Annotated in this window: 19 protein-coding genes; 10 read left to right on the forward strand and 9 right to left on the reverse strand. The window is 74.4% G+C overall.

Features of this window, described 5'->3' with window-relative positions; translation table 11 throughout:
- Window positions 1–36: 36 nt before the first annotated feature.
- The 4 genes from ABD993_RS19455 to ABD993_RS19470 form a co-directional block, all read right to left on the reverse strand.
- The gene (locus ABD993_RS19455) at window positions 37–1,296 is read right to left on the reverse strand and encodes an Nramp family divalent metal transporter (protein WP_345420191.1); all 1,260 of its coding nucleotides are present in this window, start codon (window positions 1,294–1,296) and stop codon (window positions 37–39) included.
- A gap of 77 nt (window positions 1,297–1,373) precedes the next feature.
- Complete coding sequence (locus ABD993_RS19460) at window positions 1,374–2,318, reverse strand: MBL fold metallo-hydrolase (protein ID WP_345420194.1); 945 nt, start codon at window positions 2,316–2,318, stop codon at window positions 1,374–1,376.
- Window positions 2,315–3,211 (reverse strand): fumarylacetoacetate hydrolase family protein, encoded by an 897-nt coding sequence (locus tag ABD993_RS19465; RefSeq protein WP_345420197.1) that lies wholly within the window; start codon window positions 3,209–3,211, stop codon window positions 2,315–2,317. The genes ABD993_RS19460 and ABD993_RS19465 overlap by 4 nt, the downstream gene beginning before the upstream one ends.
- 114 nt (window positions 3,212–3,325) lie before the next feature.
- Window positions 3,326–4,198, reverse strand: a complete 873-nt coding sequence (locus tag ABD993_RS19470) for a LysR family transcriptional regulator (RefSeq protein WP_345420200.1) — start codon at window positions 4,196–4,198, stop codon at window positions 3,326–3,328.
- 106 nt (window positions 4,199–4,304) lie between these two features.
- Between ABD993_RS19470 and ABD993_RS19475 the strand changes: the two genes are divergently transcribed.
- Window positions 4,305–5,738, forward strand: a complete 1,434-nt coding sequence (locus ABD993_RS19475) for an amidohydrolase family protein (RefSeq protein WP_345420203.1) — start codon at window positions 4,305–4,307, stop codon at window positions 5,736–5,738.
- A gap of 39 nt (window positions 5,739–5,777) precedes the next feature.
- On the opposite strand, the gene ABD993_RS19480 is transcribed toward ABD993_RS19475, so the two are convergent.
- Genes ABD993_RS19480 through ABD993_RS19495 form a run of 4 tightly spaced genes read right to left on the reverse strand, consistent with a single transcriptional unit; the run spans window position 5,778 to window position 10,181 of the window.
- A complete protein-coding gene (locus ABD993_RS19480; protein WP_345420206.1) occupies window positions 5,778–7,529 on the reverse strand; it encodes an ABC transporter ATP-binding protein in 1,752 nt (583 codons plus the stop codon).
- Window positions 7,526–9,172 carry an ABC transporter ATP-binding protein gene (locus ABD993_RS19485; protein WP_345420209.1) on the reverse strand — a complete coding sequence of 549 codons (1,647 nt, stop codon included), beginning with the start codon at window positions 9,170–9,172 and terminating at the stop codon, window positions 7,526–7,528. Before ABD993_RS19485 ends, ABD993_RS19480 begins: the two co-directional genes overlap by 4 nt.
- A gap of 38 nt (window positions 9,173–9,210) precedes the next feature.
- The gene (locus ABD993_RS19490) at window positions 9,211–9,861 is read right to left on the reverse strand and encodes a SidA/IucD/PvdA family monooxygenase (RefSeq protein ID WP_345420212.1); all 651 of its coding nucleotides are present in this window, start codon (window positions 9,859–9,861) and stop codon (window positions 9,211–9,213) included.
- Window positions 9,858–10,181 (reverse strand): SidA/IucD/PvdA family monooxygenase, encoded by a 324-nt coding sequence (locus tag ABD993_RS19495; RefSeq protein ID WP_345420215.1) that lies wholly within the window; start codon window positions 10,179–10,181, stop codon window positions 9,858–9,860. Before ABD993_RS19495 ends, ABD993_RS19490 begins: the two co-directional genes overlap by 4 nt.
- Window positions 10,182–10,517: 336 nt before the next feature.
- On the opposite strand from ABD993_RS19495, the gene uraD (ABD993_RS19500) reads away from it, so the two are divergent.
- From uraD (ABD993_RS19500) to ABD993_RS19520, 5 genes are read left to right on the forward strand one after another with little or no spacing between them, the layout of a single operon-like run.
- Window positions 10,518–12,431: a 2-oxo-4-hydroxy-4-carboxy-5-ureidoimidazoline decarboxylase gene (gene uraD / locus ABD993_RS19500; RefSeq protein ID WP_345420218.1), complete on the forward strand. Its 1,914-nt coding sequence runs from the start codon at window positions 10,518–10,520 to the stop codon at window positions 12,429–12,431.
- The gene (gene uraD, locus ABD993_RS19505) at window positions 12,428–12,913 is read left to right on the forward strand and encodes a 2-oxo-4-hydroxy-4-carboxy-5-ureidoimidazoline decarboxylase (RefSeq protein WP_345420221.1); all 486 of its coding nucleotides are present in this window, start codon (window positions 12,428–12,430) and stop codon (window positions 12,911–12,913) included. The genes uraD (ABD993_RS19500) and uraD (ABD993_RS19505) overlap by 4 nt, the downstream gene beginning before the upstream one ends.
- The gene (locus tag ABD993_RS19510; RefSeq protein WP_345420224.1) at window positions 12,910–13,203 is read left to right on the forward strand and encodes a hydroxyisourate hydrolase; all 294 of its coding nucleotides are present in this window, start codon (window positions 12,910–12,912) and stop codon (window positions 13,201–13,203) included. The genes uraD (ABD993_RS19505) and ABD993_RS19510 overlap by 4 nt, the downstream gene beginning before the upstream one ends.
- A gap of 1 nt (window position 13,204) precedes the next feature.
- Entirely contained in the window at window positions 13,205–14,047 is an 843-nt protein-coding gene (gene pucL, locus ABD993_RS19515; RefSeq protein WP_345420227.1) for a factor-independent urate hydroxylase, read from the forward strand.
- Between the two features lie 37 nt (window positions 14,048–14,084).
- The gene (locus ABD993_RS19520) at window positions 14,085–14,894 is read left to right on the forward strand and encodes an MOSC domain-containing protein (RefSeq protein ID WP_345420230.1); all 810 of its coding nucleotides are present in this window, start codon (window positions 14,085–14,087) and stop codon (window positions 14,892–14,894) included.
- On the opposite strand, the gene ABD993_RS19525 is transcribed toward ABD993_RS19520, so the two are convergent.
- Entirely contained in the window at window positions 14,881–16,458 is a 1,578-nt protein-coding gene (locus ABD993_RS19525) for a PucR family transcriptional regulator (protein WP_345420233.1), read from the reverse strand. The genes ABD993_RS19520 and ABD993_RS19525 overlap by 14 nt on opposite strands.
- A 92-nt stretch (window positions 16,459–16,550) precedes the next feature.
- On the opposite strand from ABD993_RS19525, the gene ABD993_RS19530 reads away from it, so the two are divergent.
- Genes ABD993_RS19530 through pucD form a run of 4 tightly spaced genes read left to right on the forward strand, consistent with a single transcriptional unit; the run spans window position 16,551 to window position 21,491 of the window.
- Window positions 16,551–17,432 carry an FAD binding domain-containing protein gene (locus ABD993_RS19530; RefSeq protein ID WP_345420236.1) on the forward strand — a complete coding sequence of 294 codons (882 nt, stop codon included), beginning with the start codon at window positions 16,551–16,553 and terminating at the stop codon, window positions 17,430–17,432.
- A complete protein-coding gene (locus ABD993_RS19535) occupies window positions 17,429–17,887 on the forward strand; it encodes a (2Fe-2S)-binding protein (RefSeq protein WP_345420239.1) in 459 nt (152 codons plus the stop codon). Before ABD993_RS19530 ends, ABD993_RS19535 begins: the two co-directional genes overlap by 4 nt.
- A complete protein-coding gene (locus tag ABD993_RS19540) occupies window positions 17,884–19,224 on the forward strand; it encodes an 8-oxoguanine deaminase (protein WP_345420242.1) in 1,341 nt (446 codons plus the stop codon). Before ABD993_RS19535 ends, ABD993_RS19540 begins: the two co-directional genes overlap by 4 nt.
- The gene (gene pucD / locus ABD993_RS19545; protein WP_345420245.1) at window positions 19,221–21,491 is read left to right on the forward strand and encodes a xanthine dehydrogenase subunit D; all 2,271 of its coding nucleotides are present in this window, start codon (window positions 19,221–19,223) and stop codon (window positions 21,489–21,491) included. The genes ABD993_RS19540 and pucD overlap by 4 nt, the downstream gene beginning before the upstream one ends.
- Window positions 21,492–21,509 lie beyond the last annotated feature (18 nt).

Raw genomic sequence — 21,509 nt, forward strand, 5'->3', positions numbered from 1 at the left:
CGCGCGGCCGGACCCCTCGGCCCGACGCGCGGATGCTCAGCCGCCGAACAGGACCTCGGCGACGAGGAACGCGTTGAGCCCGATGATCAACGCGGCCACGACCACCGCCGCCGCCGTGGTGGGCCGCCGGTTCACCAGCGGGCCCATGATCGACCGGTTGCTCGTGAACATCACCAGCGGGATCAGCGCGAACGGGATGCCGAAGGAGAGCACGACCTGGGACAGCACGAGGGCGCCGGTGGGGTCGACGCCCAGGCCGAGCACCACCAGGGCGGGGGCGAGGGTGAGGACGCGGCGCAGCAGGATCGGGATGCGGCGGTGGATGAAGCCCTGCATGACGACCTGGCCTGCATAGGTCCCGACACCGGAGGAGGCCAGCCCGGAGGCGAGCAGCGCCACGCCGAAGGCGATCGCGGCGCCCTGGCCGACCGCGACGCCGAGCCCGGCGTGGACGCCGTCGAGGGTGTCGGTGTCCGGCAGCGCCGAACCCGCGAAGACGGCGGCGGCGATGAGCAGCATCGAGGCGTTGACGATCCCGGCGGTGCCCATGCCCGCGAGGACGTCCACCCGCGTGGTCCGCAGGACGAACCGGCGCTCCTCCGGGGTCGCCGCCGTGATCCGCCGTTGGGTGAGCGCGGAGTGCAGGTAGATCACATGCGGCATGACGGTCGCGCCGAGGATCCCGGTGGCGAGCAGCACCGTGTCGGTGCCTGCGAAGCGGGGGACGAGCCCGGCCACGGCACCGCCGACGGACACGTCGACCTGCCAGACGGTGGAGAACAGGGCCACGAGGATGACGACGAACAACAGCGTGATCGCCCGTTCGAAGGGGCGGTGCCCGCGGGCCTGCAACGCCAGCAGCCCGAAGGCGACCACCCCCGTGATGACACCGCCGGTGAACAGCGGGATGCCGAACAGCAGGGACAGGGCGACGGCCCCGCCGATGACCTCGGCGAGGTCGGTCGCGACCGCGACGACCTCCGCCTGTGCCCACATGCCCCACCGGACCGGGGTGCGGAAGCGTTCGCGGCAGAGCTCGGCGAGGTTGAGGCCGGTGGCCAGACCCAGCTTCGCGGACAGGTTCTGGACGAGCATGGCCAGCAGGTTCGCCGCCACGATCACCCAGAGCAGCAGGTAGCCGTACTGCGAGCCGGCCGCGAAGTTGGTCGCGAAGTTGCCAGGGTCGATGTAGGCGATGGCGGCCACGAACGCGGGCCCCGCGACCAGCAGCCGCGCCCGCAGGCCCCGTCCCACAGGCAGGCCCGACTCCGACCTGCGTGCCACGGTGGTGTCCATGTCGGGAAGGTAGCCACGTCTACCGGTCACCGGAAGACATGTCTCACGGTGAGAATGTCGCCGCCGACGGTCCGCGTTCAGGCCAGGCAGGTCAGCGGCCTGCCGCCGTGGTAGGTCACCATGTCGGTGAGCGCCGCCATGACGTCGATCGCCCCGCCGCGCGGGAGCCCGTCCAGCTCGGCGTAGGCGCGGTGCAGGTTGCCGACGATCCGCTCCGCGTCCGGCCAGTCCCGGAACCGGCCGAGGTCGGTGTCCCGTGCGGCCTGCAGCGGGGTGACACCCGCCTCCCGGCCGCGCCCGGCCAGGTCCAGGACGAAGCGCAGGTAGTCCAGGGTGGCGTCCAGTGGGGCGCGGTCGTGGAAGACGGGGCCGTGGCCGGGGATCGTGGTGGTCGCGCCGAGCGGCGCGAGCACGTTCTCCAGGACGTCCACCGCGCCGGCGACCGAGCCCATGAGCAGGAACGGGGTGCCGCCGTTGAAGATCAGGTCGCCCGCGAACACCGTGGACCGCTCGGGGAACCAGACGAGCGAGTCGTTGGTGGTGTGCGCGGGCGTCCCGACGTGCCGGACCTCGGCCCGCAGGTCCCCGACGTGGAGCGTGACGCCCTCGGTGAAGGTCAGGAACGGCGGCTCCAGCGGGAGCGACCCCCATTCCGGGTTCTCCCAGAACGGCAGCTCACGCGGCGGCCCGAAGGCGATCATCTCGGCGCGGGCCCGCTCGTGCGCGACGATCGTCGCGGTGTCGAACAGGGCGTTGCCCCAGGTGTGGTCGCCGTGGTGATGGGTGTTGACCAGCGTCCGGACGGGAGCGGCGGTCACCGAACGGATGGCGTCGACGAAGGCGCGGGTGCGCCGCTCGGTGGAGCAGGAGTCGACCGCGACCACGCCCTGCGGGCCCACCGCGAACCCGGTGTTGTTGATCCACCAGGTGCCGTCCGGCTGGACGTAGGCGTGGATCCCGTCGGAGACCTCCTCCAGCCGGGGCGGACCGGGGACGGTGATGTCGTGGGTGTGGCTGCTCACGCGAGCTCCTTCCGAAGTGGGTGGACGAGGGCGCCGGGGACGACCGGGGCGTCGATCGCCCCGAGTCCCTCGACCTCCAGCCGGACCCGGTCGCCGGGTACGAGGTACGGGTACGCCGCCGCGCCGTGCACGCGGGACAGCTCGAGGATGCAGCCGGTCCCGACCGTGCCGCTGCCGATCAGGTCGCCCGGTACCACCCGGGTGCCTCGCGAGGCGTAGGCGATCATCTCGGCGAAGCTCCAGTACAGCGCGTCGAGCCTGCCCGCGCTGTACGGCGTGCCGTTGACCGAGGCCGTCATGGCGGCGGCCGCGGGCAGCTCGTCCGGCGTGAGCATCCACGGCCCGCAGCTCGACGCGGAGTCCTTCCCCTTGGCGGGCCCGAGGTTCAGCTTCATCTCCTCGCCCTGCAGGTCGCGGGCGCTCCAGTCGCAGAACAGCGTGTACCCGGCGATGTGCTCGGCGGCCTCCTCGGGCGTCAGGTCGGCGCCCTCGCGCCCGATCACCGCGGCCACCTCCAGCTCGTAGTCGAACGCCGCGCTGCCCGGCGAGACCGGCACCGGGTCGTGGGCGCCGCGCAGGGCCGCGGGGTTGGTGAAGTAGAAGACCGGCCTGCTGTACCAGAGCGGGTCGACCGTCAGGCCGATCGCCGCGCTCGCCGTGACCACGTGCTCCTCGAAGGCCATGAAGTCCCGGATCGACGGCGGCCGCGGGACCGGCGGCAGCAGCGTGACCGCGGCCGGGTCGACACCCGGCCGCGCGAGCGCCCGGTCCGCGGCGGCGGGCAGGTCACCGAGCAGGTCGACGAGCGCGCCGTCCGCGGGATGGAGCCGGTCACCCTCCCAGACCGCGGCTCGTACGGTCCCGTCCGCCTCGGCGTACGTACTCCAGCGCATCGTGCTCCTCTCGGCGTCCGGCAGGCCTGCGAGTCCCCCGTCCCCGACACGCGAGTCCCCCACCTCGGACGCGCGAGTCGGACGTCCCCATCCTGGCTCCGGACGCCTCGTCGATCATGTGCCCGATCGGTTGTGATCGGCCGCCGCGCGGGCGGCCGCGCGGAACGCCGCCACGGGCCCGCGCCGGTCCGTGGGCCGGGTCGCGACCGAGACCCGGGCACGCGCGCCCTCCATCGGGACGTACCGGACGCCCGGGTGCGGGAAGAACCGCTGCGCGGGCTCGGCGTGCAGACCGAGCCAGCCGCTCGTGGCGACGGCCGCCGCGACACCCGAGGGCGAGCGGACCCCGATGCCGCCGCGCCGCCCCGAGCCCGCCCCCCAGTCGTCGAGCCCGGGCGGGCCGCCGACGGGCGAGACGGTCCGGTGTCCGGCGAGGTCGGCCGCGGTCAGCCGGTCCGCCCCCGCCAGCTCCGACTCCGCCGGGACGACCGCGACCCGGTCCATCTCCAGCGTCGGGTCGAGGGTGAGGTCGTCCGCATCGCCGACGTCGTGCACGAGCGCGACGTCCACCTCACCGCTGCGGACGGCGTCGTACTGGTTGGCCCACTCCAGCTCGACGGGCGCCAGGGCCAGGCCGGGGCACCGCGCGGCGAGGAGGTCCCGCACGTCCGGCCAGAGATCGGCCAGCCCGAAGCCGAGCACGCCGACGCGCAGGAGACCGGGCTCGTCGGAGGCGCCCTCGACCTCGTCCACCAACGCGTCCAGCTGGGCGAGGAGCCGCTGCGCCCGGGGCAGGAAGCGCTCGCCCGCCGGAGTCAGCGTGACCCGGCGGCTCGTCCGCGCGAACAACGCGGTGCCGAGCTCGCGTTCGAGGGCCTGGATCCGCCTGCCGAAGGGCTGCGCCGCGATGTAGTGCGCCTGCGCCGCCCGTCCGAAGTGGAGGGTGTCGGCGAGCGTGACCGCGTATCGGAGCGAACGGACGTCCATGTCCCACCACCTCGTGTCCCGCGCGGGATGCTACGGCCCGCCACCGCACCCATCGCAACCTTCTCGGCACATGTTCGAGGCCCGCCGCGTCGCCACGCTGGGCCCCATGACACGCACCCTGGTCCGCGGCGGCCACGTCCTGACGATGGATCCCGCCCTCGGCGACCTGCCCACCGGCGACGTCCTGGTCGAGGACGGGACGATCGTCGCCGTCGCCCCGTCGCTGGAGGTCACGGACGCGGAGGTGATCGACGCGAGCGGGCACCTCGTGCTGCCCGGGCTCGTCGACACCCACCGGCACACCTGGCAGTCACTCGTCCGCGGGATCTGCGGGGACTGGACGCTGGGGGACTACTACTTCGGCATCCGGCTCGCGATCTCGCCCGCCTACACCGCCGACGACGTCCGGCTCGGCGCCCTCGACGCGCTCAACGCCGGCGTGACGACCCTGCTCGACTTCTCGCACTGCAACAACACCCCCGACCACAGCGACGCCGCCGTCCTCGGCCTGCGGGACACCGGCATCCGCGCCGCCTTCTGCTACGGCTTCTTCGAGAGCTCGCCCGAGGCCACCCGGTTCGGGGAGCACTCCGCCCGCCTCGCCGACTACCACCGGATCGCCGACACCTACTTCCCGACGGACGACGGCCTGCTCACCCTCGGCGTCTCCCTGTCGGAGCTGTTCGGGCTGCCCTGGGACCGCACGGTCGCGGAGCTGGCCGCCGCCCGCGAGCGCCGCGCGCTGATCGTGAACCACACCGGCTGCGTCTGGGGCAGCGTGCTGACCGGCGGCGTCCGCGAGCTCGACGCCCTCGACCTGCTCGGCCCGGACATGGTCCACGTGCACTGCAACACCCTCGACGACGCGGAGTGGGAGGCGCTGGCCCGCAGCGGGGGCAAGGTGTCGATCTCGGTGGAGACCGAGCTCAACATGGGGATGGGGCGGCCCGTGTTCGAGCGCTGCCGCCGACACGGGCTCGCCCCGACGCTGTCCGCGGACGTGATCTCGCTGAACTCCGGCGACCTCTGGCACGAGCTGCGGTTCGGCCTGGGCTGGACCCGCTGGGAGGGCACCGACGCGGTCAACCTCGCGGGCGCGATGCCCGAGGCGGTCACCACCACGGCGAAGGAGGCGATGGCCTGGTCCACCGTCAACGCGGCCGACGCGCTCGGGCTGGGCGACCGGATCGGGTCGCTGACCCCGGGCAAGCGGGCCGATCTCCAGCTCGTCGGCGGCGGTGCGGTGGAGCAGCACCCGCGGATCGACCCCTACGCCACGCTCGTCTTCCAGGCCACGGCCGCGGACGTCCGCACCGTCCTCGTCGACGGCCGCGTGGTCAAGCGGGACGGCGTGCTCACCGGCGTCGACCTGCCCCGGTTGACCGCCGATGCCGACACCGCGGCCGCGGCGATCCTCGGCCGGGTCCGGGACGCGGGTCGGGCGCTGCCGGGCACACCGACCGGCGCCTTCGAGGCCCTGGAGCCGATCGCCCGCGGCTTCCACGACGAGGCGGTGCGGGCCGCGAAGGCGCGCCGCTGACGGCGGCGCCGCGCCTCGGCGCCCGTCTCGGCGCCCGGCTCAGCGCCCGTCCGACCACGCCGTCCAGAGCCGGGCGTACGGGCCGTCGGCCGCCACCAGCTCGGTGTGGGTGCCCTGCTCGACGACCTTGCCGCCGTCGAGCAGCAGGATGCGGTCGGCATCGGCGGCCTGGCTGAGCCGGTGGGCCACGATCAGCCCGGTGCGCCCGGCGAGGGCCCGGCGGGCGGCGGCCTCCAGGGTGCGGGCGCCCGCGCTGCCCGCCTCGGCGGTGGCCTCGTCGAGGACGGCGACCGGCGGGTCGGCCAGGACCAGCCTGGCGAGGGCGAGCTGTTGGGCCTGCACCGCGGTGAGGGCGTGCCCGCCGTCCCCGACGACGGTCTGCAGCCCCTCGGGGAGTGCCTCCGCCCAGTCCAGGGCACCGACCTGCGCCAGCGCGGCTCGCAGGGCGGGCCCGTCGGCGTCCGGCGCGGCGAGTCGGAGGTCGTCCGCCAGGGTGCCCGCGAAGACGTGCACCTCCTGGGTCACCAGCACCACGGCCTCGGGCTCGGGGTCGACGGTCCCGTCATCGGGCTGGTGGACCCCGGCGACGAGCTTCGCCAAGGTCGTCTTCCCCGCCCCACTCGCGCCGACGACGGCGAGCCGGGTTCCGGCGGCGATGTCCAGGTCGATCCCGGACAGCACCGGCGGGCCGTCCGGGTAGCCGAAGGCGAGCCCGTCGGCGCGGACGGTGGCCGGGCCGGTGCCGCGCGCGACGCTCCCGGGCTCCCGAGCGGGCAGGTCGGCGGCGCCGACGATCCGGGCCAGCCCGGCGCCTGCCGACTGCACCGTCTGCAGCAGGAACAGCACCTCGTTGAGCGGGCCGAAGAGGGCGATGAAGTAGAGCGCGGCGGCACTGGCCGTGCCGAGGGACACCGCCCCGGCGCGGACCAGCAGGAACCCGGTGGCCAGCACCGCCGCGAGGCCCAGGTACTCGGCGAGGTTGAGCCGTCCGAAGAAGCCGTTCTGCAGCCGGACGACCCGCATCGCGAGATCGACGACCCGCTGCGAACGGTCCCGGACGAGCTCGGTGTGCCGCTCGGCGAGCCGGAACGCGCGGACGGTCGCGAGCCCGCCCGCGGTGTCGAGCAGCTGTTGCTGCTGGGCGCCGCCTGCGATCCGCTGCTCGGCGAACACCGGGGTGGCGCGGCGCAGAAACCACCGCGCGGTGAGGACCTGGATCGGCACCGCGACCAGCGCCGCGAGCAGGAACCGCCAGTCCAGGACCGCCAGCCCGACGAAGGTCAGCACGATGACCAGCCCGTACCGGGCCAGCGCCGGGACCCCCTCGCGCACGGCCTCGCCGACCCGGGCGACGTCCTCGGTCACCCTCGAGCCGATGTCGCCTGCCCCCGCGGCCTCGATCCGCTCCAGCGGCAGGCCGAGCGTCCGCGCGACGAGCCGTTCGCGCAGCCGCGCCAGCACGACCTCCCCGACCCGCGCGGTCTGCGCCACGCCCAGTACGGCGAGCAGGCCCTGGGCCACGGCGACGGCGACCAGGATCGCGGCGGGTGCGGTCGCGGCGTCCGGTGCGGCGCCGTCCGCGACGAGGTCGATGATCCGGCCGAGCAGCGGAGCGGTGAGCAGACCGACGGCCGCACCGCCCGCGAGCGCGGCCACCGCGAGCGCGGCCCGGGCGCGGTGCGGACGCAGGAGTGCGTCGACGACCTCGCGGACGCGGGCCGGCGTCGCGACGGGGAGCAGGGCCCGGCCGCCGCCCGGGTCGGGACCGTCGTCCTCCACGTGGCCGGTCATCCGAGCACGACCTCCCGGTACCGGGCGTCCCCGCGCAGGAGGTCGCGGTGGACGCCCTCGGCCGTGGCCCGGCCGTCGTCGACCAGGACGACGCGATCGGCGGCGGCCAGGAGGGCGGGGCTGGTGGTCAGTACGATCGTGGTCCGGCCGTGCCGCAGCGTGCGCAGCCCGGCGGCGATCTCGGTCTCGGTCACGGTGTCCACCGCGGTCGTCGGGTCGTGCAGGACGAGAACCGGGGGATCGGCGGCCAGCGCCCGGGCCAGCGCGATCCGCTGCCGCTGCCCCCCGGACAGCGACCGGCCCTGCTCGGCGACGACGGTGTCGAGCCCCGCGGGCAGCGAGTCGACGACCTGGTCGGCGCGTGCCGCGGCGAGGGCGGGACCGGGATCGCCCGCGGGGGAGACCGCGTCGCGGAGCCTCCCGGCGAACAGCTCCGCGTCGTGGGCCGCGACGAGGACGGCCGAGCGGGCCAGGTCCGGCGGGTAGGCGGCGAGCCCGACGCCGTCGAGCTCCACCGTCCCCCGCTCGACGTCCGCCTCCCGTGCCAGCGCGCGCAGCAGCGCCACCGCGTCCGCGGGATCGGCCGCGGCCACCCCGACCAGCTCACCGGGCCGGACGGCGAGGTCCAGCCCGTTCAGCAGGCCGCGGACCTCCACCGCGCCGTGGATCGTCGCCGGCAGCGGCGCGGTCCCCGCGCGGACCGCGGGGGCCGCACCGAGCACCGCGGCGATCCGCCCGGCCGAGGCCCTGGCCTGGGCGAGGCGCTCGTTCACCCAGCCCAGGGTCTGCAGCGGGCCGACGAGGAACTGCGCGAGCCCGACCGCGGCGACCAGCTGCCCCACGCTGATGTCGCCCCCGGCCGCCAACCGGCCGCCGACCAGCGCGATCACGGCGAGGAAGGTGCCGTTGACGACCAGCACGGTGCCGGAGAACCAGGCCTGGCTCCCGGTCGCCCGCAGGGTGGCGGCCAGCGAGTCCTCGCTGGCCAGGGTGTAGCGGCGGATCGCGGCGGGCTCCGCGCGCAGCCCCTTGAGCACCCGGATCCCGGACACCAGGTCCGCGGCCGTGCCCGCGGCCTGCGCCGATCGCTCCTGCTCGGCGTCGCTGCGCCGCTCCAGCGGGCGCCCGAAGAGATGGATCAGGAACAGGACCGGGGGAGCGCCGAGCAGGATGAGCAGCCCGAGCGGCACCGAGAGGCGCAGCAGCGCCACCGCCGACACCGCGAGCGCGGAGACGGCGGCCAGCCCGAGCGGGAGCGCGAAGTTCATCAGCCCGACCCGCTTGGTGTCCGACGTGGCGATGGTCGCCAACCCGCCCGGCAGCCGTCCGGCCTCGGCGCCGCCCGCGGGGTCCAGCAGGCGTCGGGTCAGCAGCAGCCGCAGCCGCTGGTCGGCGCGCACGTCGCCGATCCAGGCCTGCCGCGCACCGAGTCGGTAGCCGGTCGACAGGAAGGCGAAGTCCAGCCCGAGCACGGCCAGCCATCCGAGCAGCGCCAGGGGGTCGCCCACTCCGACGGCGGCGTCGATCACGACGCCGACCAGTACGGGGACCAGGGCCTCGCCGACCTGGTGCCCGCAGAGGAACAGTGTGGCCAGGCCGACCCGGCCGCGGAAGGCCCGGACCGACCCGCTCAGGACGTTCACACACCGCGGCGGGCCACTCCCAAGACGCGTGCAGGCCCTCACCGGCCCTCGTGGAGCGCGAGGATCAGGTCGGGCTTCAGCGCCGCCACCTTCTCGAGGCTGATCTCACCCGCATTCGAGACGATCTCCGGGACGGCGCCCTTCGCGGCCGAGGTGGCCCACGGGTTGCTGGACATGCGTGTCTCGCCTTTCTCGGGGCGGGTCAGACGGGGGCGACCGCGGGCGCCGCGATCGATCGGACGATCTCGCCGCTGCGCACGGCGATGTTGGACAGCAGGGTCGACGACAGCCCGTGCGTGTGCTCGGTCGGTCCCTGCAGGTGGATGCCCGCCCGCAGGCCGGGATCGGTGACGACCCGGTAGTCCCGGTCGATGACGAGCCGCCCCGCGTCGTCCCGCCCTGTCCGCGGCGAGGCCGCCCACCAGGTCGCGGGGATCCGAAGGGCGATAGCCCGTGGCGTAGATGACGAGGTCGGCGCTGAGCACCTCCCGCTCGCCGTGCAGCAGCGACTCGACCGCGAGCTCCACGTGGTCGTCGGTGGGGACGACGTCCGCCACCCGGCTGACGTTGAGGAACCGCAGCCGCTCCCGCCCGCTGACCCTCTCGTGGTAGTGCCGCCGGTACAGCGACTCGATCAGCTCGGGGTCCACGACGGCGTAGTCGGTGTTGGCGTGGTAGCCGAGGATCATCTGCTTGACCTGGTCAGGGGTGCCCGGCGCGGGTCGGCGACCCGGTCGAGGCGGTCCAGCAGGTCGCGGCTGTGCCCGATCCGCTCACCCGGGACCAGGCCGTCGGGCAGGTTCGGGGTGAGCCCGGTCGCCAGCACGACGTTGCGGGTGCGCAGCGTCCCGAGCGCGGTCACCACGTCCAGCACGTCGGGGGAGCCCGGGACCGGGTTCACCGCGGTCACCGCGGTGCCGTCGACGACGTCGGCGAACCGCCGCGCGACCCACTCCAGGAAGTCGTGGAACTCGATCCGGGTGGGGTACGCAGGCCCGAACTGAGACATCCACACTCCCTCTCCGCAGCGCAACCGACCCACCGTGTTGTGACGGGTCCGCCCCCCTTGGTGACGACCGTCGCTAAGGCTAACCTAAGCGATAAGGCGGTCGCCGTGACGTGACTCAGGTTGCAGCATTCCGGAAACCGTGTCGTCGCCTTCACACACGACGTGATCGGGACGAAGCGCTCGGGCGGCGAGCCGGCTGTGGGATCGCACAAACTCCCGCCCGGTCCGCCCGACCACCTTCGTGCGCGCCGTGCCTGCCCGGGGCGCGGGGCCCGGGTCACCGTATGAGGCGGCTCACCCCCCGAATACCCACGGCAACGACACAGCGAGGTGCTCGTGCGCGCTCTCTCCCGGAAACCGGCGGCCGGACGTCGACCCCATCCCGTCGACGAGGTCCTGCCCGCGGGCAGGCTGGCCGTCTACGGCATCCAACACGTGCTGGCCTTCTACGCGGGCGCGGTGATCGTGCCCATCCTGCTGGCCGGTGCGATCGGCCTGTCCGAGCGCGAGCTCATCCACCTGATCAACGCCGACCTCTTCACCTGCGGCATCGCCTCGATCATCCAGTCCGTCGGGTTCTGGAAGGTCGGCGTGCGGCTGCCGCTGCTGCAGGGCGTCACGTTCACCGCGGTCAGCCCCATGATCGCGATCGGGATGGCCGCGGGCGGCGGCACCGACGGGCTGCTGGTGATCTACGGCGCGGTGATCGTGGCCGGGCTGTTCACCTTCCTGATCGCCCCGTGGTTCAGCAGGCTCATCCGCTTCTTCCCGCCGGTCGTCACCGGCACGGTCATCACGATCATCGGGTTGGCGCTGCTGCCCGTCGCCGCGCTGGACGCCGTGGGCGGCGGCTCGAACCCGGACCCGGCCAACGGCCGCTTCCTGGCCTACGCCCTCGGCACGCTGGCCGTGATCGTCCTGATCCAGCGCGTGTTCCGCGGGTTCGCCGCCACCGTCGCCGTGCTGATCGGCCTGGTCCTGGGCACGGCGGTGGCCTGGATCCTCGGGGACGTCTCGTTCGCGTCGGTGGGGGAGTCCTCGTGGTTCGGCGTGACCACCCCCTTCCACTTCGGCTGGCCGAAGTTCGCGGGCGCCGCGATCGTCTCGATGATCGTCGTCATGCTGATCACCGCGGTGGAGACGACCGGGGACGTGTTCGCGACCGGCGAGATCGTGGACAAGCGGGTCGGCAGGGAGGACGTGGCGCGGGCGCTGCGGGCCGACGGGCTGGCCACCACCATCGGCGGCGTCCTCAACTCGTTCCCCTACACGTGCTTCGCGGAGAACGTCGGGCTCGTGCGGCTGACCAGGGTGAAGAGCCGGTACGTCGTCGCGGCGGCGGGCGTCTTCATGATCCTCATCGGGATGGTCCCCAAGGCGGGTGCGGTCGTCGCGAGCATCCCGCACCCGGTGCTCGGCGGGGCCGCTCTGGCGATGTTCGCGACCGTCGCCGTCGTCGGGTTCCAGACGCTGGCGCGGGTGGACTTCCACGACCACCGCAACGTCGTGATCGTGGGGACGAGCGTGGGGCTGGCGATGTTCGTGACCGCGCAGCCGGACGTCGCGAAGGCGCTGCCGGGGTGGGCGCAGATCGTCTTCGGCTCCGGCATCACGCTCGGCAGCATCACCGCGATCGTGCTCAACGTCGTGTTCCACCACCTCGGCCGCGGCCCGGCGATCTCCGGGGCGCCCGGTACGCCGACCCTGAGGCTCGGCGCGATCAACCGGATGAGCCGGGAGGAGTTCGTCGCGGCGTTCGGACGGCTGTTCCAGGGACCGACGGACGTCGTCGGGCGGGCCTACGACCGCAGGCCGTTCGCGGACACCGGCGCGCTGCGCACCGCGTTCCAGGAGGCGCTGTTCGCCGCGCCCCGCGAGGAGCAGCGGGCGCTGATGGCGGCCTACCCGGACCTCGGCGGCGACCTGCTCGACGACGACTCCGCGACCGACCAGTCCTCGGCGGGCCTGACCCGGCTGGCCGACGACGACCGGGACGAGTTCGCGGCGCTCGCCGCGGCCTACCGGGAGCGGTTCGGCATCCCGCTGATCGTGTGCGTGCGCGACCACCCCGAGCGGGCGGCGATCCTGGCGGAGGGCAGGCGACGGCTCGGCAACGCGCCCGCACAGGAGCATGCGGCGGCCCTGATCGAGATCGCCAAGGTGGCCAACCGGCGCTTCGAGGACCTCGTCGCCGAGGCCAACCCGATCGCGACGGCCCGAGCGGGCTCGTTCGGGTCGGCGGCCCGATGAGCCCCGCCGACGCCCGGGTCGCCCGGTTCGACGCGCTGCCCGCCCCGGACGCCGAGGCCGCGTTGCGGGAGGTCTGCACGGCCCCGCGGTGGGCGCGCGAGGTCGCCGCCGGTCGGCCGTACGGCTCCCTCGAGAAGCTGCAGGCCGCCGCGGACGCGGCGCTGACCGGTGCCGATCTCGACGACGCCCTGGCGGGTCACCCCCGCATCGGCGACCGGGCCGCCGAGGGGACGGCCCGCCGCGAGCAGGCGGGGGTCGCGGGTGCCTCGGCCGCGGTCCTCGAGGCCCTGGCCACGGGCAACCGGGCGTACGAGGAGCGGTTCGGCCACGTCTACCTGGTGTGCGCCCAGGGCCGAAGCGCCGAGGACCTGCTGGCCACGCTCCGGTCCCGGCTGGGGAACGACCCCGCCGAGGAGCGGCTCGTGGCCCTCGGCGAGCTCGCTGCGATCAACCGGCTGCGGCTCGGGCGGGCGCTGCGATGAGCCTGTCCACCCACGTCCTCGACGCGACCACCGGCACCCCGGCCGCGGGCATGACCGTCGTGCTGCGGACCGGCGGGACCGAGCGGGACCGCATCACCACCGACGCCGACGGTCGCGGCCGCCTCGCCGGGCCCGGCGCGGGCGTCCACACCCTGACCTTCGCGACGGCCGCATGGTCGTCCTTCTACCCCGAGGTCACCGTGGCCTTCACGGTGACCGACCCGCAGCGGCACCACCACGTCCCGTTGCTGTTGTCCCCCTTCGCCTACTCGACCTACCGCGGGAGCTGACATGGGCATCAAGCTGGGCACGAACGACTACGGCAAGGCCGAGAACCGGGTGGTGCGCATCCACCGGGACACGCCCCGGCACGAGATCCGGGACGTCACCGTCTCGACCGCGCTGCGCGGGGACTTCACCGCCGCGCACCTGGCGGGGGACCAGTCCCGGGTGCTGCCGACCGACACGCAGAAGAACACCGTGTACGCCTATGCGAAGGAGCACGGGCTGCGCGAGATCGAGGACTACGCGCTGACCCTGGCCCGCCACTTCGTGTCCGATGTGGAGCCCGTGGAGGGTGCCCGCGTCGAGGTGGACGAGCACACGTGGGAGCGGATCCCCGTGGAAGGCGGCGGAGACCACTCCTGGGTGCGGCGGGAGTCGGAGATCCGCACGACCGTCGTCGAGGTCTCCGCGGCGGGGGAGACCGTCGTCTCCGGCCTCGAGGACCTGGTGCTGCTCAAGTCCACCGGCTCCGAGTTCGCGGGCTTCCTGCGGGATGGCTACACGACCCTGCAGGAGACCCACGACCGGATCATGTCGACGTCCCTCGTGGCGACCTGGACCTACGCGGGCACCGACGTGGACTGGGACAAGTCCTGGTCGGACGTCCGGGCGATCCTGCTGGAGCGCTTCGCGAGCGTGCACTCGCTCGCGCTCCAGCAGACGCTGTGGGAGATGGGCAGGGCGGTCCTGGAGGCGCACCCGGAGATCACCGAGGTCTCGCTGGCCGCGCCGAACAAGCACCACTTCGCGGTCGACCTGAGCCCGTTCGGCCTGGAGAACCCGAACGAGGTCTTCCACGCCGCCGACCGCCCCTACGGCCTCATCCGGGCCACGGTCGTCCGCGACTGAGACTCCGGCCCGCCCGGCGCTGTGCGATGCTGCGGCCATGCTCTCCGACGTCGGGGTGGTCGCCTCCCTGCATCGCTATCCGGTCAAGTCGATGCTCGGGGAGGACCTCGCGGAGCTGGTCCTGGACGGCCACGGCGCCGTCGGCGACCGCGCGCTCGCCCTGGTCGACCCCACGACCGGGCGGGTCGCCACGGCCAAGCAGCCGCGCTGGTGGCGCGGTCTGCTGCAGTGCCGCGCGGTCTCCTCGGAGGACGGTGTGCGGGTCCGGTTGCCGGACGGGACCCAGCACGCCGCGGACCAGGTGGACGCGGCGCTGTCCGCCTACCTCGGCCGCACCGTCGTGATGGCGGCGCAGCGGGCGGACGGCGCGTCCGTGGAGCGCCCGGACCCCGAGGCGGTGCTGGCCGAAGGGCTGGACGCCGAGCTGGACGCGCCGATCCTGGAGATCGCGCAGGGCACCCCGGGCGGTCGGTTCGTCGACCACTCCCCGCTCCACCTGGTCACCACCGCGACGCTCGACGCGCTCGGGGTCGAGGCCCTGCGCTACCGGCCGAACGTCGTGATCACGACCCCGTCCGGCTTCCCGCCCTTCGCCGAGAACGACTGGCTCGGCGGCTCGCTGCGGATCGGTGAGGTCGAGCTCGGCGTCACGCTGCCGACGCCCCGCTGCTCCGTCCCCACCCTCGAGCACGGCGGGCTCGGCCGGGCGCCGCACGCGCTGCGCGGCCCGGCGGACCGCAACCGCGTCGAGGTGACCGGGTTCGGCGTGCTGCCCTGCGCCGGCGTCTACGCCACGGTGCGACGCCCCGGGGTGCTGCGCACCGGGGACCCCGTCAGCGGGACTTGAGCGCGAGGAACACGTCGACCCGGTCGGGGAAGTGCGCGAGGCTGCGGCCGGTCAGCTCCTCCACCCGGCCGATGCGGTACCGCACCGTGTTGACGTGCAGGTGGAGGCGCTCCGCGGCCCGGCTCCAGCTGCCCGAGCAGTCCAGGAAGGCCTCCAGCGTCTCCAGCAGACCGGCGTCGTTGCGGGTGTCGTAGGCCAGGACCGGGGCGAGGACGCGGTCGGCGAAGGTCCGCCGGATCTCGTCGGGCACCGCCGCGAGCAGCGCGACGTGCGAGGTCACCTCGGTCGCGGTGACCACCTGCAGCGGACCGGGGCGCTGCGCCGCGAGGGACCGCGCGTGCTGCGCCTCCTGCAGCGCCCCGGCGAGCGCCGCGGCGAAGGCGGGCCTGCTGACCCCCACGGTCAACCGCTCTCCGGACAGGCCCGGCGCGATCCGCGCCAGCGCCCGGTCGAGCAGCGCGGGGTCACCCGGCACGAGCGCGACGGCGTGGCCCTCGAGCGTCCCGACGACCGGCGGTCCGAGGTGCGCCGCGGCGTCCACCAGCACCGACCGAGCGGTCTCGGCCCGGCCCCGCCCCTCGAAGGCCGCGACCACGACGGCGTGCGCCGCGGACGGGTCCAGCCCCGCCTGACGCAGCCGCACCGGCAGCTCCGGGCGCTCGCCCGCCCCCTCCGCGACCAGCGCGATCGCGTCGTCCGCGATGTCCCGCGCCACCCGCAGCCCCTCCCCGCGCCGGGCGCGGTCCAGCGCGGCCACCGCGACGAGCTCGCCCACGGCCTCCGCGCGGTCGCCCTCGGGGGGCGGACCGTCGACGGCGACGAACCACGAGGTGGCCCGCAGTTCCGACGACGGCCCCACCGGGAACACGGTCCGCACCGGCTCGGCCCGCTGCGCCGCCCCGGCCTCCGCGCCCGCCGGGTTCCCGCGTTGTCCCCGCGCGCCGTCGCTCGCGTGCCCGGTGGCCGCAGGCAACCGCTCGGCGGTCAGGAACGTGCGCACCGCCTCGCCGAGCTCGCGCTCCGGCAGCGGCCCGCCCGCGAGCAGCCGCCCGGTCGCGGACAGCACCCGGCACGTCCGGCCGATCTCGGCCCCGACCCGGGCGGCGAGCTCGTCTAGCCCCGCCCCGCCCGCGACGGCCGCCAGCAGCTGCCGCTGCCTGCCGAGGCTGACGGCCAGCCGCTCCCCGCGCGCGGCGGTCACCGAGCCCACGACGTACTCGGTGACCGCGCCGAACGACACCTCCTCGGGCACCTCCACCAACGGGACGTCGTGGCGGCGGCAGGCCTCGACGACGTCGTCCGGGATGCCGTGGAACACCGCCGCCCCGGCTGCGAACGCCGCGACCCCCGCCTTCGCCAGCGCGGCGACGAACCGCTCGGTGTCGGCCTCCGACGTGCGGAACACGAGGCCGCTGATCACCAGCTCGCCACCGGACAGGTAACGCCCGGGATCGGGCAGGTCGGTGGTGTAGACCCAGCGCACCGGGCGGTCGAGGGCGGCCTCGTCGCCGTGGAGCAGCCGGAGCCGGAGGTCGGCCCGTCCGACCAGGTCCCGCAGCAGCATTGGAGGAACGTACAACCGCCCCCGGCTCGAGAGCCATGGGTTCGTCGGGGCGGAGACTGCTGGCCGCGGCCCGACGGGGCTGTACTCCTCACATGGACTTCCTGGCGCCGACCTCCTGGGCAGAGGCCCTCGAGGCGAAGGCCGCGCATCCCGCCGCGGTCGCGATCGCGGGTGGCACCGACGTCATGGTGGAGCTCAACTTCGACCACCGACGCCCGCCCGCCCTGCTGGACCTGAACCGGGTCCCGGAGCTGCGGCAGTGGTCGCTCGACGAGGGCCGCGTCCGGCTCGGCGCGGGCGTCCCGTACGTCCGGGTGATCGACGAGCTGGGCTCGCTGCTCCCCGGTCTGGCGATGGCCGCCCGGACGGTGGGCTCCCCGCAGATCCGCAACCGCGGCACGGTCGGCGGGAACCTCGGCGCTGCCTCGCCCGCGGGGGACTCGCACCCGGCGCTGCTGGCCGCGTTCGCCTCCGTCGAGATCGCCTCGGTGCGCGGCACGCGCACGGTGCCGGTCGCCGAGTTCTTCACCGGCGTCAAGCGCAGCGTGCTGGAGCCGGACGAGCTGATCTCCGCCGTCCTGGTCACGCCGCCGCGCGGCCCGCAGCAGTTCTCCAAGATCGGCACCCGCAACGCGATGGTGATCGCGGTGTCCGCGTTCGGGTTCGCGCTGCACCCGGACCGCCGTGTGGTGGGGGTGGGCATCGGCTCCGCCGCGCCCACCCCGCGTCCCGCCCCCGAGGCCGCCGCCTTCCTGGCGGGCGAGCTGGAGGCCGCCGGGCTCTGGGACTCCCGCGGCCCGCTGCCCGTCGCGTTGGCCGCCGAGTTCGGTCGCCGCGTGCGGGACGCCGCCGCGCCCATCGACGACGTCCGCGGCTCGGCCGCCTACCGCAGCCACGCCCTGTCCGTGATGGCCCGTCGCACCGCGACCTGGGCCTGGGACGCCTACCGCGACGAGAACCGGAGCGCCGCATGAGGATCGAGCTGACCGTCAACGGCACCCGCCGCGAGGCGGACGACGTGTGGGAGGGCGAGAGCCTGCTCTACGCCCTGCGGGAGCGGCTGGGCCTGCCCGGCTCCAAGAACGCCTGCGAACAGGGGGAGTGCGGCTCCTGCACGGTCTACCTGGACGGCACCCCGGTGTGCGCCTGCCTGGTCGCGGCCGGTCAGGCCCAGGGCCGCGAGGTGACGACCGTGGAGGGCCTCGCCGGGGAGGAGCTCGACCCGGTCCAGCAGGCCTTCGTGGAGAAGGGCGCCGTGCAGTGCGGCTTCTGCACCCCCGGCTTCCTGATGTCCACGAAGGACCTGCTGGAGCGCAACCCGGACCCGACCGACCCGGAGATCCGAGAGGCGTTGGCGGGCAACCTCTGCCGGTGCACCGGGTACGAGAAGATCCTGGACGCGGTGCGGACGGCGGCGGCGAACCGATGATCATCGAGAACGCCCACGTCGTGACGGTGACCGGCGCGGAGATCGCGGGCGGACACGTCGTCGTCGAGGGCAACCGGATCACGGCGGTCGGCCCCGGGCCCGCTGCGGACCGCGAGGGCCATCGGGTGGTCGACGCCCGCGGCGGCCTGCTCACCCCCGGCTTCGTCAACACGCACAACCACCTCTACCAGTGGGTCACCCGCGGCCTCGCCGTCGACCACACGCTCTTCGAGTGGCTCACCACGCTCTACCCGGTGTGGGCCGGCATCGACGAGCACTCCGTGCACGCCGGAGCCACCGGCGCGCTCTCGCAGCTGGCGCTCACCGGCTGCACCACCAGCACGGACCACCACTACGTCTTCCCGCGCGAGGGCGGGGACGTCTTCGCCGCCGAGATCCGCGCCGCGGCCGAGGTCGGCCTGCGCTTCCACCCGTGCCGCGGCTCGATGGACCTGGGGCGCAGGGACGGCGGGCTCCCGCCCGACCACGTCGTCGAGGACCGGGACGCGGTGATGGCCGCGTCCGAGGCCGCGATCGACCGCTGGCACGACCCCTCCCCGGGCTCGATGCTGCAGGTCGCGTTGGCCCCGTGCTCGCCGTTCTCGGTGACGGGTGACCTCATGCGCGAGTCCGCCGAGCTGGCCCGACGCCGCGGTGTCCGGCTGCACACCCACCTCGCCGAGACCCTCGACGAGGACGAGTTCTGCCGCGAGCGCTTCGGCTGCTCGCCGCTGGACTACGTGGAGTCCCTGGGCTGGACGGGCGAGGACGTCTGGTTCGCCCACGGGATCCACTTCGACGATGCCGCCGTGAAGCGGATCGGCGCGACCCGGACCGGGGTGGCGCACTGCCCGTCGTCGAACGCCCGGCTGGGGGCGGGCATCGCCCGCACCCGCGACCTGCGGGACGCGGGCGCCCGGATCGGGCTCGGCGTCGACGGTGCCGCGAGCAACGAGGCGGGGAGCCTGCTGGAGGAGGTCCGGCACGCGGTGCTCTTCGCCCGCGCCGTCGGCGGCCCCACCGCGCTGACCGTCCGGGACGCTCTCGAGCTGGCCACGATCGGCGGGGCCCGGGTGCTCGGGCGGGAGTCCGAGATCGGGTCGATCGAGGTGGGGAAGCTGGCCGACCTGGCCCTGTGGGGGCTCGACGGGCTCGGCCACGCCGACGTCGCCGACCCCGTCGCCGCACTCGTGCTCGGCTCACCGCCGCCACTGGAGCTGTTGCTGGTCGACGGGCGGCCGGTCGTCGAGCAGGACCGGATGACCACCGTGGACACCGAGGCCGTGGCGCGCGAGTGCGCCCGCGTCCACCGCACCCTGTTGGAGAAGGCGTCATGACCTCGACCGAAACGCGGACGCAGGGCCGGATCGGCGACTCCCCGCTCCGCCCCGACGGCACCTTGAAGGTCACCGGCGAGTTCGCCTACTCCTCCGACCTGTGGCACGACGACATGGTCTGGGGCGTCACGCTGCGCAGCCCGCACCCGAGCGCCCGGATCCGCTCGATCGACATCACCGAGGCGCTGTGCGTCCCCGGCGTGTCCGCGGTGCTCACCGCCGCGGACGTGCCGGGTGAGAACGCCGTCGGTCTGGAGCACCTGGACACCCCCGCCCTGGCCGACGGCGTGGTCCGCTACCAGGGCGAACCCGTCGCGCTGGTCGCGGCGGACCACCCGGAGACCGCGCGCCGGGCCGCGAAGCGGATCGTCGTGGACTACGAGGTCCTCCCCGCGGTGACCGACCCCTGCCGCGCGCTGGAGCCGGACGCCCCGTGGGTGCACGCCTCGCACGACAACCTGGTGCGGGACCTGAGGATCCGCCGCGGCGACCCGTCGCCGACGGCGCCCGTCGTCGTCGCGCTGGACTTCGAGGTCGGCATGCAGGACCAGGCCTTCCTCGGCCCGGAGTCCGGGCTCGCGGTGCCGGACGGCGAGGGCGGCGTGGACCTGTTCGTCGCCACCCAGTGGCTACACGTCGACCAGAGCCAGGTCTGCCGGGTGCTCGGGCTGCCCCCGGAGCGGGTGCGGCTGACCCTCGCCGGGGTCGGCGGCGCGTTCGGCGGCCGCGAGGACCTGTCGATGCACGTCCACGCCTGCCTGCTCGCGCTGCACACCGGCAAGCCGGTGAAGATGAGCTACGCCCGGGACGAGTCGTTCTTCGGGCACGTCCACCGCCACCCGGCGTGGCTGCGCTACGAGTTCGGGGCGCAGGAGACCGGCGAGCTCGTCTACGCCAAGGCGGACATCCTCTTCGACGGCGGTGCCTACGCCTCGTCGACCAGCGCGGTCGTCGGCAACGGGGGCACCCTGGGGCTGGGTCCGTACCGGATCCCGAGCGTCCACGTCGACGCCCGCGGGGTGTACACGAACAACCCGCCGTGCGGCGCCATGCGCGGTTTCGGCTGCGTGCAGGCCGCGTTCGCGCACGAGGCGCTGATGGACGAGCTGGCCGACCGAGTCGGCCGGGACCGGGTGGAGATCCGGGCGCTCAACGGCATGGTCGAGGGCGACCACAACATCACCGGCCAGGTGATCGACTCCGCGGCGCCCGTCGCCGAGCTGATCCGGACGGTGCGCGACCTGCCCCTGCCCGCCGACCCGGTCGTCGACAGGGACATCCGCGAGCTCCCCGGCGGGGTGTCGAACACGACGCACGGCGAGGGCGTCCGGCGCGGGATCGGGTACGCCGTGACGTACAAGAACGTCGGGTTCTCCGAGGGCTTCGACGACTACTCCACCGCCCGGGTGCGGCTCGAGGCGGTCCACGGCGAGCCCGTCGCGACCGTGCACACCGCGGCCGCGGAGGTGGGGCAGGGGCTGATCACCATCGAGCAGCAGATCTGCCGCACCGAGCTGGGCGTGGAGCAGGTCGTGGTGCACCCCAAGGACACGACCGTCGGCTCCGGCGGCTCGACGTCGGCCTCCCGCCAGACCTACGTCACCGGCGGCGCCGTGCAGGCGGCGTGCGAGGCGGTGCGCGCGACCGTGCTCGCCCGCGCGTCGGAGGCGCTGGGGCGCACCGGGTTGCGGCTGGACGGCGAGAAGGTCGTCGCCGACTCCGGCGAGGTCGTGGCCTCGCTCGTGGAGGTGCTGACCGAGCCCGTCGAGGAGACCGTCGAGTGGCACCACCGCCCGACCTTCCCGATCGACCCGGAGACCGGCCAGGGCACCGCCCACGTCCAGTACGCCTTCTCCGCCCACCGCGCCGTGGTCGACGTGGACGTCGAGCTCGGTCTGGTCAAGGTCGTCGCGCTGGACACCGCGCAGGACGTGGGTCGGGCGCTGAACCCGGACGCCGTCGTCGGGCAGATCCAGGGCGGCAGCGCCCAGGGCATGGGCCTGGCGCTGATGGAGGAGATCGTGGTGCGGGACGGGATCGTGCAGAACCCGTCGTTCACCGACTACCTCATCCCGACCATCCTCGACATGCCGCCGATGCAGGTGACGGTGCTGGAGTACGCCGACCCGCACGCCCCCTACGGCGTCCGCGGCGTGGGCGAGCCCCCCACCATCTCCTCGGGCCCGGCGGTCGCGGCGGCCATCCGCGCGGCCACCGGCAAGCCCCTGCGCCGCGTCCCCGTCCGCCCGGAGCACATCCTCTTCTGATCGGAGCAGCAGTGCCCC

It is taken from the genome of Pseudonocardia xishanensis (genome assembly GCF_039541715.1).
Classification (GTDB): Bacteria; Actinomycetota; Actinomycetes; order Mycobacteriales; family Pseudonocardiaceae; genus Pseudonocardia; species Pseudonocardia xishanensis.